The following is an 18,460-nucleotide window of genomic DNA, read 5'->3' as shown; positions in this document are numbered from 1 at the left end:
ATCTAGCCCTCCTCTTGAAAGCTAAAATGCTTGGGGCGCGAACGATCTGGTGGGGCCACTACTGGTCTTCAACAAGCCGCGGTTGGCGGGCAGTGCTTCGGTTGGCCATAATGCAGCTGGCAGATGCGGTGCTATTTTACACCGACCAAGAGATCGCAGAATACAACAACTCCGCCAGGGGGCGACTCTCAAACAAGTTGATTTCTGCGTTGAATAACGGCATTGATACAGATGAGGTCGTTAAAGTTCGCGAGAAATATGAGCCGTCTTCCAGGTATCGAGATCTCCTTTTTATCGGGAGGGTGGAAGAAAAAGCGCACTTAGAATTTCTCCTACTGGCTTTATCTAAATCAATTTGCTCCGAGGTAACACTCGACGTAATTGGCGACGGCTCAAAGCAATCGGAAATGCTAAAGCTGGCTGAAGAGTTAGGCATCGGCCGCCGCGTTGCTTGGTACGGCGCAGTTACGGATGAACCCAGGATAGGCCATATTGCGAACCAGTGTAAAGCGTTTGTGTACCCTGGCAGCGTGGGTCTAAGTCTAATTCACGGTCTAAGCTATGGGTTGCCGGCAATTCTGCCAGATAACCGATGGGCCCATATGCCGGAAATCGCTGCATTCCGGCCTGACATTAATGGCATGGAGTTCAGGCGCGGGGATGTCGATGACTTAGCTCGAGTAGTGGCGACAGTGCTGGGCGACCCAGCGCGGCTAACCGATATGTCAATTGCAGCAGTCGATACCATATCAGCGTCCTTTAATGCCGAAGATATGGCAAGTCGATTTGTCGAGTTGGTTAGACAAGTCGAGAATCAGGTGACCCAATGAAGCTGGCGATGGTTTCAGCAAGTTTGTCACGGACAGGTGGAGGGGTGTCTGCTGCTCTCCAGTCCCTATCGCGCCAGCTAGAAAAGCTCGGAGCGGATGTACGAGTTTTTGGGCTCATGGACGCGGAGTGGTCGAATGCCGATCGTGCCCAATGGACTGGTGCTCCGGCTGTGGCTTTGCCGACTATCGGTCCTCGTGCATTAGGCTACAGCCCCGGACTGACTCAGGCGCTGGTAGATTGGAAGCCGGACATAGTTCACAGTCACGGGCTTTGGATGCACAATTCTCGGTCTGTGTTGCAGTGGTCTCATCGAACCGGCAGACCTTACGTCATTTCGCCACATGGTATGCTTGACCCTTGGGCGGTGAGAAACTCCAGGCTGAAAAAGTATCTAGTCACGAAGGCGTATGAAGCGGCGCATTTGAGAGAAGCGGCGGCTTTTCATGCACTATGTGAGCCTGAGGCGGCTGCGATTCGAGCATTCGGAATAAAAAATCCCATACACGTGGTACCCAACGGAGTCGATTTGCCAAAAGGTGGCGTGGGTAAGGCGGCGCCATGGAAAGGTAGAATTCCGGAGGAGGCTAAAGTGATGCTCTTCCTGGGGCGCATTCATCCAAAGAAAAATCTCATAGCTTTCATAAGTGCATGGTCACGAGCGACTTCTGATCGCAAAGGAACTGCTAGTTGGCGGCTAATAATCGCAGGCTGGGATCAAGGAGGCCATGAGCAAGAACTTAAATCGTTGGTGAAAACCCTTGGAATTGAGAAAACTGTTGTTTTTACCGGCCCATTATTCGGAGATATGAAAGATTCGGCATTTCGGAATGCCGATGCTTTTGTTTTGCCATCTAAAAGTGAAGGGGTCCCTGTATCGGTTCTGGAGGCGCTATCCTACGGTAAGCCAGTATTAATGACTACAGCTTGTAATTTAGATATCATTTTTTATTTTGGGGCTGGGAAACGTCTCTCTCTATCACCTGTTGAGATGCAGCGTGATCTTGAAGATTTCCTTAAAATTGGCAGATCGGAGATCGAGATCTATGCGAACAGAGCGGTGAAGGTTGTCGAAAATCTATTCCTTTGGCCCAAGGTCGCGAAGCGCATGTTGGATGTATATCAATGTTCGATTTCAAACAGGTTAGTTCCATGAAGAAAGGAATTCGCAAAGTCCTAATGAGGTTTTTTAGGCCGTCACTTCACCGGGTCGATGGTAATTACAAATATGTATTTCTCGGTACGAAATATGGTGGCTGGCCGTTGCTGGCGAATACACGTTATGGATCTACGATCCTATCATTTGGAGTGGGGGAAGATATTAGTTTCGATTTGGGTGCAATTGCGCGATTTGGATGTCTCGTCCATGCTTTTGATCCGACACCAAAGAGTAAGGCCTGGATGCAAAAACAGGTCGCTTCCGCCAATCTTATATTTCACCCTGTGGGAATTTCAGACTACGACGGAGAGGCGCGTTTTTTCGCACCTCAAAATGAGGCCCACGTTTCATTCTCCGAAGCCCCTAGTCACGGTGAAAATGTCGGAGATGCCGTCGCGGCAAGAGTAATGCGGCTCGGTTCAATTGTGGAGCAGTTGAAGCTTGGCAAGCCACAGATTGTAAAAATGGACATTGAAGGGTTCGAGTATAAGGTACTCCGTGACATTTTGTCAGGGAGTTATCGACCATTTCAACTACTAGTCGAATTTCATCACGGAATGTACGGACGAACGGACCACGATACGCGCGAGGCTGTAAAACAGCTAAAATCCGCCGGCTACGAGATTTTCTACGTTTCTGAAAGCGGAAAAGAATACGGTTTCGCCCTAAAGACGACGATGCCTGGGGAGGATAGCGTTGGTTGATTTCCCCTCTTGCGACCAAGACTGCACAAATGATTGATTTAGCTGCGGGTCGCTCATCGACCCCACCGCGCACTCGGCTAAAGTCGGTTCCCGCGCCAAATCTAAAAGATAAATCGAGACGATTCGCTTGGCGGATTGTAGAAGCCACCTTGTACAGATGGTCACCTGCTGCATTTCATGGTTGGCGGTGCTTCCTCCTGCGGCTATTTGGCGCAACTGTAGGCAGGGGCGCTCACCCCTACCCATCTGCTCGGATTTGGGCACCTTGGAACTTGCGTCTAGGGGATGTGAGCAGCCTCGGGCCTAGAGTGAATTGCTACTCGGTAGGGTCGATCACGGTCGAGGATCACGTGACAGTAAGTCAAGGCGCTTACCTTTGCGCCGCGACGCATAACTTTCGCGATCCAGCTTTCCCGCTTGTCGTTGGAGAGATACTTATTGAGACGGGTGCCTGGGTGGCGGCTGAGGCCTTCGTTGGCCCCGGTGTGCGGGTTGGGAGTAGGGCCGTTGTGGGGGCGCGTTCGGTAGTCACAAAGGACGTTCCTGATGGAACTGTAGTAGCCGGCAATCCCGCCCGCCAGATAGGTTCACGTTAGTCTTGGCCCAGGCCACAAATGGTTATTCGGAAATGAGCGATGATAGCGACGCAGCGGTCAAAATTCACGCAGTTATTCTTACTCTAAATGAGTCGGTTCACATCGGCCGGTGTATAGAGAGTTGTAAGGAGCTGGTAGAGAGCATTACGGTCATCGACAGCGGGTCGACCGATACAACGGTCGAGATAGCGGAAAAGCTTGGTGCCGAGGTAATTCGTCATCCCTGGATCAATTATGCGACGCAACTGAATTTCGGAATCTCCACCCTTGTTGGCAAGGGGGGCTGGCTCATGCGAATAGACGCTGACGAAGTGCTGGATCCAGCAACGTCACATCGGCTTTCCGAGGTTGTTTCGCAAGCTGACCGTGATTGCGACGGCATACTTGTGCAGCGCAGAATTTATTTCCTTGGCCGCCGGATGAGATATGGGGCGATCGAGCCCAGTTGGCAGCTTCGGCTTTGGCGCAACGGCCGTGGGCGCTGCGAGCAGCGCTGGATGGACGAGCATGTAATAGTGAGCGGAAATGTTCAAAAATCAGACATCGTAATCTCAGACATCAATATGAATTCTCTAACGTGGTGGACGGCAAAGCATAACCAATATGCTTCTCGGGAAGCTATCGATCTGCTGAATGCACGATTCGAGTTTCTAAAAGCAGACAAACTGCCGGTTTCCGGCGCCAGCCCACAGGCCCGGGCGCGACGCTTTCTTAAGGAAAAGATTTATCTACGCACCCCCGCCGGCGTTCGAGTGATAGCCTACTTCCTCTACCGCTATTTGATACGGCTTGGATTTCTTGATGGCAGACCGGGGTTCTATTTCCATTTCTTGCAGGGGCTTTGGTATCGCGGCTTGGTCGATGCCAAAGTCTTCGAGATTGAAGAATTTGCAAAACAAAAGGGGATTTCAGTAGCCAACGCTATTAAGGATCGAACCGGCCTCGTTGTCGAGGAAAATTAATGGTACCATCTCTAGGGGATTCAAATGAGCCAAGAAAAGAATCTGGAATATCTCTATGACTCTCATGAGACAAACGATTCACATAACATTTTGCTGCCGGCTGTCGATAGAATCGTTAAAGAATTTTCTCCCGCTACCATATTTGACCTTGGTTGCGGTAATGGAAGTGTCGCGAAGCACCTCAGTGGCAGGTGTGAAGTCACCGGAATAGATCCATCAATATCTGCTGTAGCCGTGGCCAATAAAGCTTATCCGGAGATCAGGATTGAAAGCGGTTCCGCTTATGATGATCTTCGCGCTCGCTATGGCACCTTCGACATGGTTCTTAGTCTTGAGGTCGTGGAACATCTCTACGACCCGAGAGCGTTTGCCAGGAATGTTTACGAGCTCCTCAATCCAGGAGGTACGGCCGTCATTTCGACGCCTTATCACGGCTATATCAAGAACTTGGCATTAGCTGTGACCGGCCGAATGGATGCCCATTTCTGGGCGCTGTGGGATGGTGGTCATATCAAGTTTTGGTCCATCCGGACCCTTGGCATACTTCTCAAAGAAGTCGGCTTGAAAGTCTCACGTTTCGAACGGGTGGGACGTATCCCCGCGCTTGCGAAGAGTATGATCGTGATTGCTCAAAAACCTAAGTGATGCTGCTTGGGTCACTCGAAGTCGGCACGATTGGCGGCGGAGCTTGTGAAGGAGCGCATCCTGTGCGGACTGCGCGCGCAGGTGATTCAATACGACCTAGCTCTCTGCAGGGATGCCCAAATGACCGAGCGAATCGTCAGTTTTGTCATGAGCGGCGGCGTTGGCTCACGGCTGTGGCCGCTGTCGCGCGAGGACAATCCCAAGCAGTTCCATGATTTTTCCGGCGATGGCTCGATGCTGGTCAAGACGTTGCGGCGGCTGACGGCGCGGCCGGACGGCGAAACGCCGGTCTTCCTGATTGCCTCGGAACGGCATGCCGACCGCGTCCATGCGGACCTCGCCGGCATCGACCTTTCCGGCGGCGGCCCCTTGTTCGAGCCGACCGGCCGCAACACCGCTGCCGCTGTTGCCTTGGCGACGCTGCGCACCCTCTCCGAATTCGGCGACAGCCTGGTGCTGGTGGTGCCGTCCGATCATGAAATTACGACCGCACGGCAATTCTGGCAAAGCGTGGAAAACGGCGCCGGCGCTGCGCGTGCGGGCCGGCTGGTGGTGTTCGGCATCAAGCCCGGCCACCCCGAAACCGGTTACGGCTATATCGAGATCGCCGGCGAGACCGATGGCATCTGCGATGTCTCGCGTTTCGTCGAGAAACCGGACCTCGCGACCGCGCAGAATTACCTGGCGGCGGGTAATTTCTATTGGAACACCGGCATCTTCCTGTTTCGCGCCAGGGCCATGCGCGACGCCTTCACGGCTTTCGAGCCCGAGATCTGGAAGGCCACCGAAATTGCCTACCAGGCGGCGACGTCAGATCTTTCTGGTCTCTACATGCCTCTGGAGCTCTACGCCGCCATTCCCTCGACGTCGATCGACTATGCAATCATGGAGCGTGCCAGCCATATCGCCATGGTGCCGGCCGGCTTCCGCTGGAACGATCTCGGTTCCTGGCAATCACTGCTCGATGTCGGCCCGTCCGACAAAGACGGCAATGTCATCGTCGGCGATGTCGTCGCCATCGACTGCGAGAACTCCTATATCCGCAGCGACAGTCGCCTGCTCTCGGCCATCGGCCTGAAGGACATTGCCATCGTCTCGACCGCCGATGCCACATTCGTCGCCCCGGTCAGCCGCAGCCAGAACGTCAAGAAGATCGTCGAGCAGCTCGAAAAGAGCGGCCGGCTGGAAACCAGGTTCACGCCCGCCGGTGACCGCGTCATCGAAAGCGGCGCCTGGCGGCGCCGTGTGCATCACTGGCTGTTTGAAGAGACGGTGCCGCTGTGGTCGACGGTTGGGGTCGATGAGCGCCATGGCGGTTTTCATGAGGCGCTCGGTTTTGACGCCACACCGCTGAAGAAGCCCAAGCGGATGCGCACCATGGCCAGGCAAGTCTACGCCTTCGCTGTCGCCAAGGCGCGCGGCTGGGACGGGCCTGCCGACCGGCTGATCGGCCACGGCCTCGAATTCATGGCCAGGAACGGCCGCACCGACAATGGCGGCTGGGTGCGCACGTTCAATGTCGACGGCACGGTCGCCGACGCAGCCGAGGATGCCTATGATCATTCCTGCGTGCTGCTGGCGCTGGCGCATGCCCATATGGTCGGCAATCCTGATGCATTGCGGCTTGCCGAAGAAACGTTTTCGTTTCTCGACGCGCATCTCGAGGATCACCGCATGACCGGCTTTCTCGAAACGTCGAGCGGCGAGGGCGAACGCCGTTCCAACCCGCACATGCATCTGCTCGAGGCTTTCCTGGCCTGGCATCAAGCGACCGGCGAGCTCGCCTACCTGCGCCGCGCCGCGCGCATCGTCGATCTGTTTCGCAGCCATTTCTTCGATCCGGAAAGCTGGACGCTGGGCGAATATTTCGATGCCGAGTGGAGGCAGGCGGAGGGCGAGAAAGGTACATGGACGGAACCCGGCCACCATTTCGAATGGGCCTCGCTGCTGGTCGACTTCGCCGGGCGCACTGGCCAGGGCGAACTGACCGGCTTTGCCAGAAAGCTCTATGCCTCGGCCGTCGCCAACGGCCTCAATCGCGCCACCGGCCTCGCCTATGGCGCCGTCTCGCGGCAAGGTCTGCCGCTCGACCGTGTCTCGCGCAGTTGGCCTCAGGCCGAAGCGATCAAGGCGGCGATTGCATTGGACGGTTCGGGCGGACCTGACCTCAAGCCCGAGATCGAAGCGCGTGTCAGCCGGCTGTTCCGTTGGCACATCAATCCGGCACCGCTCGGCCTGTGGATAGACCGAATCGACGAGCGCGGCCGCTCGCTGGCGACCGATGTGCCGGCAAGCATTTTTTATCATCTGGTTTGCGCGCTGACCCAATATCTCGACAGCACCGCCGGCGAAGCACGATAGAGCAGTTGACGGAATTTCTTCGATTGAAATGGATGCTACCAGGCGACCGTGAGTCGTCCGGCCGTCTCCGCCAGAGGCGATAGAGACACGTGCTTGGCCGGGAGTGAGGATTTTTGTCGTTCAAGAAAATAAGCTTGTTGGCACTCCTTGCCCTGGCGTTTGCGGTTGGCTTCTTTGCCATCATCGTGGAAAAAGGAACGCCTCGTCGTCCGCCAGCCCCAAAGCCACAAGCGGCGATCGAGCCGTTTGATGGCAAGCTTTTCATCCAGGCGGTTGATGATCTTCGCGTCGCCAACCGCAAAATTGTGCTATGCGGCGTGGCGTTTACCAAGCCTCAATCCCTGCGTGCCATGGTAACGGATGCGGCGCGCCGGGACTACCAAGGGCTCGCCCTGACTTGCAAGCCGGTCGGCATGGGGACGCCTTGCGACGGCAATGTCGCCTCAAAATTTGGTGATGCCATCGTTGTGCAATGCCTCACGTCCGATGGCGCGGATTTGGCCGCCAAACTTGCAGAGAATGGCATCTTGTGCGGACAGCCGGCGCAGGCAGGTTCGACCTACAAAGCTTGCCAATAAGGGTTCGTTGTTCACGGCCTCGTCAACTCCCTGTCATAAAATGAAAGACAGAATGTGCGATCACAGGCATCGGCGCGATGGCCATCAAAGGCCAGGAACAGACTTGTTTTCTGAAATTTCCAGAGAGTGGCGCGAAAATGGTAGATTCAAATCTGGCAAGGGAGTGTGTCCAATGAAACACATGAGAAACCAAAAATCATTTCGCAATTGCGAAGCAGGTTGGAATCAACGCTAAAAGCTGTTACGCGCTTATCAATACCTTGGTGCCCGGGTGGGGCCGAGGTGCGGCGGGACAAAAAGGATCGAAACGAATGAACCTCACTGTAAAAGTTGCGTTAGCCGGATTTGCCGCCACGATCGGTTTCGGCCCGGTTTCGTCTTTCGCTCAGGATGCGTCGTGCACCTGTACGACACCCTATCAGGGGGCGGCGAGTTCGATTGGTTCCATCGGGCAGGCCAATGGCGACGTAATGGTTTCGCAAGCCGCGGGCTATGGCACGGCAAAAGCGGGAAATGCGCTGGATTTCGGCAGCCGCATAGTGGTCGGTGCCAAGGGATCGGCTTCCGTCAATGTCGGTGGCTGCAACCTGGATGTGCCGGCGAATTCAAGCCTCGACATTTCCCGTGTCGAGAACAATATCTGCGTGAGAATGCTGGGCTCTGAGCATACGGCTCAGGTTCCCCCGGGCAACAACAACCAGTCCAACACTCCGCTGTATATTTTTGGGGGCATGGTTGGTGTGGCAGCTATCCTTGCTGCAACGCAGGATGATGGCGACCCCGTCAGCCGTTAAGTCGCCCAGTAGACAATATAGCAGGGGCGTGTGACTGCCTCTGCCGTATTGCCGGTGCCGCAGTGCCTTCGCGCGCTGGCTGGAGCAGGAGGTGTTGATAGAATTCATCCACCATACCGCTCGCTGTCAGCGAATAGCTTGGATTTGGCATCTACCGCATTGCATGGATTTGACGAATGCGTCATTCGCTATCGTGCGGGTGGCGCATTTACCTTTTATTCGGGAGAAATCGTCACGTTGCTCCAGTGCGGCCACAAACGTCAATGATCGACCTGCATTCCCATATCTTGCCTGGTCTTGACGACGGCTCGCGCAGCCTTGCTGAATCGCTGGAAATGGCGCGGCTGGCGGTAGCCGACGGAACGACCCATATGGCGTGTACGCCGCATATCGTACCAGGCATGTATGAAAACGGATCGGCAAATATTTCCCGAGCGGTTCAAGAGTTGGAGCAGGCGCTGAGCCGCGCCGCAATACCGCTTGCTCTTTACGTCGGCGCCGATGTGCATATAGCGCCGGATCTGCCGGAGCAATTGGCGCTGGATAGCGTGCCGACCTTGAACAGGTCGCGTTATTTTCTATTCGAACCGCCGCACCACGTCTTGCCGCCAAAGCTGGAAGATTTGGCTCTGCGCCTCATAAACGCCGGGTTCGTTCCGATTCTTACCCATCCTGAGCGACTAACCTGGATCAAGACGAATTACGATGTTGTCGAGAAATTGAATGCAGTGGGTTGCCTAATTCAACTTACCGCAGACTCGATTGTTGGTGCTTTTGGACGCACGGCGCTTTACTATTCGGAAAAGCTGATTGACGAGGGTAGAGTAGATATTATCGCTTCGGACACCCACGGCGCTACCCGCCGGCGCCCTGGGCTTTCGCAGGCGGTTGCCCTTGCCGCGAAGCGATGTGGGGAAGATGAGGCCCGCAATATGGTGTTGAAACGTCCAGGCGAGATATTGGCGAACCGGCCCCTCGAGCCGGTCGGAAAGGCACGCTCGAAAAAGCCAAGCCCCGGCAATTTCGGTCGCTTTGCAGGATTGGGTCGCCTGTTGAAGGGTGGGGCAGCGTAGTGGCCGTGTTTCATTTCGCAAAAAATTATACGGGCGCGATATGTGCCTTGCTCGCTTCGCTCTCGATGTCTGCCTGCACGAGCACCTCGTCGACGACATCATCGTCTTCGCCGACATCGGTCGATGCGCTGCAACTGACGTCATCGTCGGCGCCGCTCTCCGCCGGCGGCGCCCTGCAGGTCGTAAAGGAACTGCCTGCGCCGCAAAACAGCCAGAACGGCAACGAGCAGCCCTTGTCGCCTAACGATGTGCTGGAGGTAAATGTGTTCCAGGTCGACAATCTGAACAGAACCGTTCAAGTCGACCCTGGCGGGCAAATTTCGCTTCCACTTATCGGAACCGTCACCGCGGCAGGGAAGACCGTCCGTCAGTTGGAGCAGGAAATCGAAACGGCTTACGGCGCCAACTATCTCCAGTCGCCCGATGTGTCGGTCTTCGTCAAGGAATCGATCGGACAGCGCGTTACCGTCGATGGCGAAGTCACCAGGGCCGGTATCTTTCCGGTGTCGAGCAATTCTTCTCTCATTGATGCGATCGCCCTTGCTGGCGGGTTCAATGCCGTTGGCGATGCAAAAAAAGTCTTTGTCTATCGCAATGTCGGCCAAAACACCCTGGTCGCGAATTACAATGTGGAGCAGATACGTGCCGGCAAGAGCCGCAACCCACGCATCTTTGGTGGCGACAAGATTGTCGTCTTCGCCTCGAAATCGAAAATTGCCATAAACAATCTCAAGGACGCCCTCGGCGTCGCCTCAAGTGCAGCCCGTATTGCTGTGATTCCGTGACCGTAAATCGCGGCCCGGTCAGATAAACCTAGGATTACCTCGCACCATGCTCGATCGCAATAGACAGCATCAAATTGCAGGCCCAGGGCATGGCCAAGCCTTGTCTGCCGAACTGTATTATGACGGTGCGCAAAACTATAGCTCGTATGGCCGCGATTATTCGGAGCACGACGAGCGCTTCAATCCCCTCAGGCTGCTGTTTTATGTTGTCCAGTATCGGTGGCTGATAGTGATGATGGCGGCAGCCGGGCTGGTTGCCGGCATGGTTGTTACTATGATGCAGACGCCAAAATATTTGGCAACAACGCAGTTGGAAGTGCTGGTTCCTTCGGCCAAGGTATTCCAGGACATTGAAGTGGTTTCTGAAAGCAGCGACCTGCGCGCCTTTCAAACCGCCCGTGAAAAGCTGAAAAGCCGGGCTTTGGCCCAGCGCGTAGTATTCCAACTGGGGCTCAGCGAAAAGCCGGATTTCCTGTTTCCGACCCCGAACTTCTCGCCTAGCAATATTTTCTATCGTGCGTTCGGAATTTCAAAGGCGCCTTCCATAGAAGAGAAAACCCCGGAGGAACGTGAGAAGATTGCCATCGGTCGCGTGATGAATGACCTCACGGTCACGCTGGTCAGCAACACAAGCCTGCTGTCGATTGCGTTTGCCGACCAGAACCCGAAATATGCAAGTGACATAGCCAATCAGGTCGCGCAAAGTTTTATCGATCAACGCCTCGATCAGACTAGCGAGACGTCGGACCTGGCACGGCAGTTCATCCAGGAACAGGTTCTGCAGGTAAAGCAAAAGCTTCAGAAATCCGAAGAGGAACTCGTCGCCTATGCAAAGGATGCGGGCATCACGATAACCGGCGAAGAAAAATCGCTGATAGGGTCGAACATCGAGACGCTCAACACCGCGCTCGCGACAGCAATCCAGGAACGTCTCGATGCCGGGCGGATGGTGGACCAGATAGACAAAGGTCGGGGGTCGAGCCTCGGCCCAGTCTTGGAAAGCGAGGGTCTGCAGAAAATCACCGAGAAGCTGTCGGATTTGACCAGCCAGTATCAGCAGAAGCTGGGCATATTGAAGCCCGGTTTTCCAGAGATGCAGCAGCTTCAGGCGCAGATCAAGGAACTGCAGCGGCTTTATGACAACGGCGTTTTGACGATAACCGATTCACTGCGGCAGAAATACCAGGAGGCTCAGAACAAGGAGGCCGACCTTAAGACAAAACTTGCCGAGATGGAGACGCAGCAGGTCATCTTCAACGACAAAAACATTAAATACACCATCTTGAAGCGAGAAGTAGATTCAAACCGCTCTCAGTATGACAATTTGATTGCCAAGCTGAACGAGGTTGGTGTGAGCTCGGAACTCAAGACACAAAGTGCGGCAATTGTCGATTTCGCGACGCAGCCTAATAATCCTTATTCTCCACGCCTGAGTGTCAATCTTGCGGTCGCTCTGGCTCTTTTCCTGGCGCTCAGCGCGTCAATAATTTACATAATTGAGTTGTTGAACAACACCTTCACCAATCCTGAGCAGATCGAAAAGGAGCTGGGATTGGCGATGCTCGGCATCCTACCGCTTGTCGATGACCGGGAACTCATAGCCAGCATCGCCGATCAGAAATCGGGACTGTCCGAAGCCTACCGTTCGCTTCGAACGTCATTGCAGTTCTCCGGCGCCGAAGGCGCGCCGCGATCGCTGCTGGTCACGAGTTCGGAACCCTCGGAGGGCAAGTCGACCACCTCGTTCAAGCTCGGACAGGATTTTGCCGCGCTCGGTGCCAGGGTTCTCATTGTCGACGGCGATCTTCGAAAGCCCAATCTTCACCGCCTGTTTGGTCTCGACAACACAATCGGACTGAGCAATCTCTTGACGAACACCGTCCGCAAGGAGGATCTGGCAAGCATTTTCAGGGCGACAAAATATCCTAATGTGACCGTTCTGACTTCCGGAACGATCCCACCCAACCCTGCTGACCTGCTCTCTTCACCGAAGATGGCACTCATCGTTACCAATCTCGGCAAACGCTTTGATCTCGTCATAATCGATGCCCCGCCGATCGTCGGCCTTTCAGATGCGCCCATCCTCAGCCGGCTTGCCGAGGGCACATTGATGGTCATTTCTACCAATCAGGTGACGCGCAAGTCGGCGAAGACAGCGTTGAAGCGCCTGCGAGCTGCCGGCGCGAACGTGGTCGGAGCCGCGATGTCGAAGTTTGCAGTGAACAAGTTCGATTACAACTACGGCTACAAATACATGAACTACCAGTATTACGACTACGGAACCCCGAAACTTGAGGGCAAAGTCGATGACGGAGCAGACCAGCCCGCTTATGCGAAATCTACGGCGTTCAGGCGTTTGGTTCGCCGCATCCGTTCTAGTGTTGGCGGCTTCGTCGATCGGGCTAAGTCGGTTTCTTGAAAACGAAACACCAACCGTTTCCCTCGCGCTGGATCCGTTGAACGTCAATGCGTTGATAGGCGAGATTACTCACGACCTGAACGATACAAGCAATGCTCCCGATCTCGACGCATTGCTTGCCAAGGCCGAAAGCGCGCTTCGTTTTGACCTTGCGGACGCACGGCTCTACAGTCTGATCGGCGAGATCAAATACCGAGAGGGCAAAAAAGAAGAGGCCTATGAATTCTTCGACCAAGCTCGAAAGTTATCGAAGACCGAAATCCACGCGCTCCAAAGGTCCATTGGCCACTCGATCGAGATAGGCGATCTGGCAAAGGCTGCCGGTGAGATTGATATATTGCTAAGGCGATGGCCAGATCGATTTCCGGCCGTCGCCGAGGGCCTGCCAACAATCCTTTCAAGCCCCGACGGGTACCAGGCAGTGCTGGCAGCCGTCAAAGCAGAGGCGCCCTGGAGAACCAGTCTGTTCGCCACTCTCGGCAGAACTCCCGAAGGGCTCGATTCCGCAAACCGGCTGTTGCTCGATTTGACTGGATCAGGCGCACCGCCAAAATCGAACGAATTGTCCTTTGTGATCAATGGTTTTATCAATCAGAAACGATATGAACCAGCATATCGGTTGTTTCTTTTCAGCCTGTCTGATGAAGAACGGAAGTTGGGTGGATATATTTTCAACAGCACCTTTCAGCCGGTGTCGAGCGGCAAGCCTTTCGATTGGCAGGTCGGCGATCAGTCGGGCATGGAAGTAAAGTTTGTATCATCTGAAGAAGCGGTCGAAGGCGAGAGTGGAGCGATCGTCCGCTTCCTGAATACGCCGGTTAAGAACACAGCTCTTCAACAGTATGTTGAATTGCCTCCAGGTTCCTACAAGATTTCTCTGATCGCCTCTGCAAGGACCTTGAAGCTTCCCAAGGAATTGTTCTGGTCGATCAGATGCGTGGGGCAGGCCAGCGAAATAGCGCGGTTCAGTATTCCAGAGGGTACATACAATCGCCAGGCCCTGAGCCAGGAGTTTTCGGTTGGACCTGGTCGGTGCCCCATGCAATTGTTGAAGCTGGAGACTGCCGCCATTGCCGAGAGCTGGCGCTTTCGATATGTCGGTACATTGGTAATGCACAAATTGAGCATCGAGAGACTTTCATCTTGAGCGACCGGCCATCGGAATGGGATAAATATCTCCTCGGATCGGTTTTGTTTATATCTCTGCTGATCGGCGGTGGTACTGCAAGTGGTCTTTATACGGACACACTGATTGAGATTGTGGCAATCATCTCGGCCGCGTTTGTTTTTTCGCAGACCTTTGACCAGACAATCCCCCGTTCTGTTCTGTGGCTGCTTATCTTGGCTGTGGCATTGGTGATTTTTCAAGTCGTGCCGCTGCCTGCGGCGGTATTCAACGGTTTGCGACCAGAGCTGTTGCTCGGAGATCCATGGCTCGCCGGGGAAAGTGGCTTCCGCTTCGTCAGTGTCGGAGTCGGGCGGACGATCGAATGTCTGTTGTATCTTGTGGCGTCAGCAGCTTTTTTCTTGAGCGTGTTGCGTTTGCGCACCGAGCAGGTCCACGCACTTCTTCCGTTCTTTTTTATGGGTGTCATTTGCAACGGCTTGGCGGGAGCGATTCAATATTCACTCTCTGCCGATATAGCCATAGAGGGACTACTGCCTTTTACGATAAATGCTGGGCTTTTTGCCAACCAGAATCATTTCTCAGCTTTGCTTTTTGTTACTATTCCCTTCATTGTTTATTATGGTCTGTTCCGTGGACACCTTTTGTCCGGATCACTCGGGTTGATAACGCTTTTGCTGCTGCTTTTGGCCGCCGGTTCGCGTGCCGGTGTTCTGATTGGGTTGGCGATTACCGTCTTATCCGTCGTCTTTCTTTCGGCTCGCTCCAGGATAAGTGGGTGGAGCATCCTTGCGATTTTCATAGGACTTTCAGCCTACACGGTGGGCGCATGGACGAAGATCGATGCCGACGCGATCGATCCGGCTTTCGGACGAGGAGAATTTGCGCGTACCACTGTTGAAGGAATCCAAGACAATTTGGCAACGGGTGTCGGATTTGGAAGCTTTCAAAAGGCCTATCAGATATACGAGAACGAGGAGATGATCTTTAAGAAGTATGTTAACCATGCTCACAATGATTATCTTGAAATAGCCTTCGAAGGAGGAATTCCTGCCATTATATTGATGGTGTTGTATTTCGTCGTGCTGTTTGTTGCGCTTTCTAGAATTCGCCGTGATCCGCTCCAGAAGGCGGCATTCCTCTCGGTTTCCTTTCTTCTCATTCATTCACTGGTTGATTATCCGTTGCGGACCGAAGCGCTTGCAATGACGTTTGCCTTTATGAACGCCATTATCTTCCACAAAGGATTTGCAGCCCGCCAGAAGAGTGAATTGATCGAGATCGACCACAACGGTGACAAATTACTTGTCCCCATCGGAACGCCGTCCTAGCGCCTCCTGGCGACGGTTCTGCGATCTGAGCAGGAATTTCCGAGTTCTGGTCCCTGCGTGGAAAATTCATTCTCGAACCACTCCAGCGCAGGCTTGTCTTGCATTGTTATAGACAATGGCGATCTGCTAGAACGCCTGCACGAAAGAACATCGTCCAGAAGTGAAGCTTGAACCGGGCCGCTGCAAAATTGCGCCTGATGCATCGATGCAAGATCTGGGCGGCACGAGAGAACGCTTAAAGTCCATGAACATCGCGCTAACGCATCTGCAGCGGCTTGAAGCCGAATCCATCCATATCTTTCGCGAGGTTGCAGCGACCTTCGCCAAGCCGGTCATGCTCTATTCGGTCGGCAAGGATTCCTCCGTGCTGATGCATCTTGCGATGAAGGCGTTTTATCCGGCCAAGCCGCCCTTTCCCTTTCTCCACGTCGACACAACCTGGAAATTCCGCGAGATGATCGCCTTTCGCGATCAGATGGCGCAGAAGCTCGGCTTCGATCTCCTGGTCCATGTCAACGGCGATGGTGTGCGCGATAATATCAATCCCTTCGACCATGGCTCGAACACCCATACGCATGTGATGAAGACCGTGGCGCTGCGACAGGCGCTCGATAAATACAGCTTCGATGCAGCCTTCGGCGGGGCGCGGCGCGACGAGGAGAAATCGCGCGCCAAGGAGCGGATCTTCTCTTTCCGCAATGCCCAGCACGTCTGGGACCCGAAGAACCAGCGGCCGGAGATGTGGAAGATATTCAATACCCGCATCGCGACCGGTGAATCGATCCGGGTGTTTCCGTTGTCGAACTGGACCGAACTCGATATCTGGCAGTACATTCTCCAGGAAGAGATCCCGATCGTGCCGCTCTATTTTGCCAAGGAGCGGCCGGTCGTCGAACGTGACGGCATGCTCATTCTGAGGGATGACGACCGCATGGAGTTGCGTCCCGGCGAGACGGTGGAGAACCGGCTGGTACGGTTCCGCACGCTCGGCTGCTATCCGCTGACCGGTGCGATCGAATCGGACGCCGACACGCTGGAGGCCATTGTTGGCGAAATGCTCACGGCGCGCACATCCGAACGGCAGGGCCGCCTGATCGACCGTGATGAAGCCGGCTCGATGGAAAAGAAGAAGCGCGAGGGGTATTTCTGAGCATGCGCCACATCATGGCCAAGAGCCTCGCCCCCACCGACGGCATTCGTGACTATCTGGCGGTGCAGGAACGAAAGTCGCTGCTGCGCTTCCTGACCTGCGGTTCCGTCGACGATGGCAAGTCGACGCTGATCGGGCGCCTGCTTTCGGACACCAAGCAGATTTTCGAGGACCAGCTTGCCGCGCTCGAGCGCGATTCGCGCAAGCATGGGACGACGGGCGACGACATCGATTTCGCGCTGCTGGTCGATGGCCTCGAGGCCGAGCGCGAGCAGGGCATTACCATCGATGTCGCCTATCGCTTTTTTGCCACGCCAAAACGCAAATTCATCGTTGCCGACACGCCCGGCCACGAACAGTACACGCGCAATATGGCGACGGGCGCGTCGACCGCCGATCTGGCCATCGTGCTGATCGACGCCCGGCAGGGCGTGCTGCGCCAGACCAGGCGCCACTCGATCATCGCCTCGCTGCTCGGCATCCGGCACATCGTGCTCGCCGTCAACAAGATCGATCTCGTTGGCTTCGACCAGGCCGTGTTCGAACGGATCGTCGCAGACTACGCGCAGTTCTCACGTGAACTCGGTTTTCAGTCGATCGTGTCCATTCCGATGTCGGCCCGCTATGGTGACAACGTTACGGCCCCTTCCGATAGAACAGAATGGTATTCCGGCCCGACGCTGATTGAACACCTGGAAACCGTGTCGGTCGATGAAGCCGTTGTCGAACTGCCGTTCCGTTTTCCGGTGCAGTATGTGAATCGCCCCAATCTCGATTTTCGCGGTTTTGCCGGCACGATCGCATCCGGTTCGGTCTCACCGGGCGACGAAGTCGTTGTCGCCAAATCCGGCAAGTCCGCTCATGTCAGGCGCATTGTCTCGCACGGCGGCGATCTGAGCCAGGCGGTGGCTGGCCAGGCCATCACCCTTGTCCTCGACGACGAGGTCGAGGTCTCGCGCGGCAACATGCTGGTGTCGCCGGCGGCGCGGCCGCAGGTCGCCGACCAGTTCGCCGCCAACATCGTCTGGTTCGACGAGCACGCGCTGCTGCCGGGCCGTTCCTATATCCTGCGGACGGAAACCGATCAGGCCAGCGCAACCGTCACCGACCTGAAATACCGCGTCAACGTCAACGACTTTGCCCATGAGGCGGCCAAGTCGCTGGAAATGAACGAGGTCGGCATTTGCAATGTCTCGACGCGAGCGCCGATCGCCTTCGATACGTTCTCCGAGAATCGCACGACCGGCGCCTTCATCTTGATCGACCGTATCACCAACGCCACGGTCGGCGCCGGCATGGTCCTGCATTCGCTGCGCCGCGCCGAAAACATCCACTGGCAATCGCTCGATGTCGGCAAGCATGGCCGCGCCGATCTGAAGAACCAGCGGCCTGCCGTGTTCTGGTTCACCGGGCTCTCGGGGTCGGGCAAGTCGACGATCGCCAACCTTTTCGAGAAGAAGCTGTTCGCCACCGGCCGGCATACCTACATCCTGGACGGCGATAATGTCCGCCACGGCCTCAATCGCGATCTTGGCTTCACCGACGCCGACCGCGTCGAAAACATTCGCCGCGTGGCCGAAGTGGCGCGCCTGATGGCCGATGCCGGGCTGATCGTCATTGTTTCCTTCATTTCGCCATTCAGCGCCGAGCGGCGCATGGCGAGAGAATTGATGGCCACCGGTGAATTCGTCGAGGTGTTTGTCGACACACCCTTTGAGGAATGCGCCAGACGCGATCCGAAGGGCCTCTATGCGCGGGCGTTGAATGGCGAAATCAAAAATTTCACCGGCGTCGATTCACCGTACGAAGCCCCGGAAAACCCCGAAATCCATCTCAAGACGCTCGGCAAGTCCGCCGAGGAGATGGTAGAGGCCCTGGAACTCTGGCTGAACGAGCGCGACATTGCCGAAAACCAATATGATAGCGGCGGCGGTATCTGAAGACGAAGC

Annotated in this window: 15 protein-coding genes; all 15 read left to right on the top strand. The window is 55.3% G+C overall.

Annotated features, from left to right (window positions below; all coding sequences use genetic code 11):
* Nucleotides 1-110: 110 nt before the first annotated feature.
* The 15 genes from NMG80_RS26405 (at nucleotide 111) to cysN (ending at nucleotide 18,451) form a co-directional block, all read left to right on the top strand.
* The gene (locus tag NMG80_RS26405; protein WP_254020826.1) at nucleotides 111-830 is read left to right on the top strand and encodes a glycosyltransferase family 4 protein; all 720 of its coding nucleotides are present in this window, start codon (nucleotides 111-113) and stop codon (nucleotides 828-830) included.
* Entirely contained in the window at nucleotides 827-1,984 is a 1,158-nt protein-coding gene (locus tag NMG80_RS26400) for a glycosyltransferase (RefSeq protein ID WP_254020825.1), read from the top strand. Before NMG80_RS26405 ends, NMG80_RS26400 begins: the two co-directional genes overlap by 4 nt.
* Nucleotides 1,954-2,691 (top strand): FkbM family methyltransferase, encoded by a 738-nt coding sequence (locus tag NMG80_RS26395; RefSeq protein ID WP_254020824.1) that lies wholly within the window; start codon nucleotides 1,954-1,956, stop codon nucleotides 2,689-2,691. Before NMG80_RS26400 ends, NMG80_RS26395 begins: the two co-directional genes overlap by 31 nt.
* A 628-nt stretch (nucleotides 2,692-3,319) precedes the next feature.
* Complete coding sequence (locus NMG80_RS26385) at nucleotides 3,320-4,249, top strand: glycosyltransferase family 2 protein (protein WP_254020823.1); 930 nt, start codon at nucleotides 3,320-3,322, stop codon at nucleotides 4,247-4,249.
* 24 nt (nucleotides 4,250-4,273) lie between these two features.
* A complete protein-coding gene (locus NMG80_RS26380; protein WP_254020822.1) occupies nucleotides 4,274-4,894 on the top strand; it encodes a class I SAM-dependent methyltransferase in 621 nt (206 codons plus the stop codon).
* Nucleotides 4,895-5,014: 120 nt separating this feature from the next.
* A complete protein-coding gene (locus tag NMG80_RS26375) occupies nucleotides 5,015-7,255 on the top strand; it encodes an AGE family epimerase/isomerase (RefSeq protein WP_254020821.1) in 2,241 nt (746 codons plus the stop codon).
* Between the two features lie 113 nt (nucleotides 7,256-7,368).
* Complete coding sequence (locus NMG80_RS26370) at nucleotides 7,369-7,833, top strand: hypothetical protein (protein WP_254020820.1); 465 nt, start codon at nucleotides 7,369-7,371, stop codon at nucleotides 7,831-7,833.
* A gap of 311 nt (nucleotides 7,834-8,144) precedes the next feature.
* Nucleotides 8,145-8,627, top strand: a complete 483-nt coding sequence (locus tag NMG80_RS26365; RefSeq protein ID WP_254020819.1) for a hypothetical protein — start codon at nucleotides 8,145-8,147, stop codon at nucleotides 8,625-8,627.
* A gap of 263 nt (nucleotides 8,628-8,890) precedes the next feature.
* A complete protein-coding gene (locus NMG80_RS26360) occupies nucleotides 8,891-9,700 on the top strand; it encodes a tyrosine-protein phosphatase (RefSeq protein ID WP_254020818.1) in 810 nt (269 codons plus the stop codon).
* Nucleotides 9,700-10,485 (top strand): polysaccharide biosynthesis/export family protein, encoded by a 786-nt coding sequence (locus tag NMG80_RS26355; RefSeq protein ID WP_254020817.1) that lies wholly within the window; start codon nucleotides 9,700-9,702, stop codon nucleotides 10,483-10,485. The genes NMG80_RS26360 and NMG80_RS26355 overlap by 1 nt, the downstream gene beginning before the upstream one ends.
* Before the next feature lie 46 nt (nucleotides 10,486-10,531).
* Nucleotides 10,532-12,904 (top strand): GumC family protein, encoded by a 2,373-nt coding sequence (locus NMG80_RS26350; RefSeq protein ID WP_254020816.1) that lies wholly within the window; start codon nucleotides 10,532-10,534, stop codon nucleotides 12,902-12,904.
* Nucleotides 12,792-14,051 carry a tetratricopeptide repeat protein gene (locus tag NMG80_RS26345; protein WP_254020815.1) on the top strand — a complete coding sequence of 420 codons (1,260 nt, stop codon included), beginning with the start codon at nucleotides 12,792-12,794 and terminating at the stop codon, nucleotides 14,049-14,051. Before NMG80_RS26350 ends, NMG80_RS26345 begins: the two co-directional genes overlap by 113 nt.
* A complete protein-coding gene (locus NMG80_RS26340; RefSeq protein WP_254020814.1) occupies nucleotides 14,048-15,361 on the top strand; it encodes an O-antigen ligase family protein in 1,314 nt (437 codons plus the stop codon). Before NMG80_RS26345 ends, NMG80_RS26340 begins: the two co-directional genes overlap by 4 nt.
* Nucleotides 15,362-15,605: 244 nt before the next feature.
* On the top strand, nucleotides 15,606-16,511 hold the full coding sequence (gene cysD, locus NMG80_RS26335) for a sulfate adenylyltransferase subunit CysD (RefSeq protein ID WP_254020813.1): 906 nt from the start codon (nucleotides 15,606-15,608) through the stop codon (nucleotides 16,509-16,511).
* Between the two features lie 2 nt (nucleotides 16,512-16,513).
* Complete coding sequence (gene cysN / locus NMG80_RS26330) at nucleotides 16,514-18,451, top strand: sulfate adenylyltransferase subunit CysN (RefSeq protein WP_254020812.1); 1,938 nt, start codon at nucleotides 16,514-16,516, stop codon at nucleotides 18,449-18,451.
* The last annotated feature ends 9 nt before the right edge of the window (nucleotides 18,452-18,460 follow it).

It is taken from the genome of Mesorhizobium escarrei, from assembly GCF_935825525.1.
Classification (GTDB): domain Bacteria; phylum Pseudomonadota; class Alphaproteobacteria; order Rhizobiales; family Rhizobiaceae; genus Mesorhizobium; species Mesorhizobium escarrei.
Note: the sequence above shows the minus strand (reverse complement) of the source record. Positions and strands in the feature narration are given on the sequence as shown.

Coding starts and splice junctions, on each gene's coding strand:
- NMG80_RS26405 (WP_254020826.1), top strand. CDS start 111: ATGCAGCTGGCAGATGCGGTGCTATTTTACACCGACCAAGAGATCGCA.
- NMG80_RS26400 (WP_254020825.1), top strand. CDS start 827: ATGAAGCTGGCGATGGTTTCAGCAAGTTTGTCACGGACAGGTGGAGGG.
- NMG80_RS26395 (WP_254020824.1), top strand. CDS start 1,954: ATGTTCGATTTCAAACAGGTTAGTTCCATGAAGAAAGGAATTCGCAAA.
- NMG80_RS26385 (WP_254020823.1), top strand. CDS start 3,320: ATGAGCGATGATAGCGACGCAGCGGTCAAAATTCACGCAGTTATTCTT.
- NMG80_RS26380 (WP_254020822.1), top strand. CDS start 4,274: ATGAGCCAAGAAAAGAATCTGGAATATCTCTATGACTCTCATGAGACA.
- NMG80_RS26375 (WP_254020821.1), top strand. CDS start 5,015: ATGACCGAGCGAATCGTCAGTTTTGTCATGAGCGGCGGCGTTGGCTCA.
- NMG80_RS26365 (WP_254020819.1), top strand. CDS start 8,145: ATGAACCTCACTGTAAAAGTTGCGTTAGCCGGATTTGCCGCCACGATC.
- NMG80_RS26360 (WP_254020818.1), top strand. CDS start 8,891: ATGATCGACCTGCATTCCCATATCTTGCCTGGTCTTGACGACGGCTCG.
- NMG80_RS26350 (WP_254020816.1), top strand. CDS start 10,532: ATGCTCGATCGCAATAGACAGCATCAAATTGCAGGCCCAGGGCATGGC.
- NMG80_RS26345 (WP_254020815.1), top strand. CDS start 12,792: ATGACGGAGCAGACCAGCCCGCTTATGCGAAATCTACGGCGTTCAGGC.
- cysD (WP_254020813.1), top strand. CDS start 15,606: ATGAACATCGCGCTAACGCATCTGCAGCGGCTTGAAGCCGAATCCATC.
- cysN (WP_254020812.1), top strand. CDS start 16,514: ATGCGCCACATCATGGCCAAGAGCCTCGCCCCCACCGACGGCATTCGT.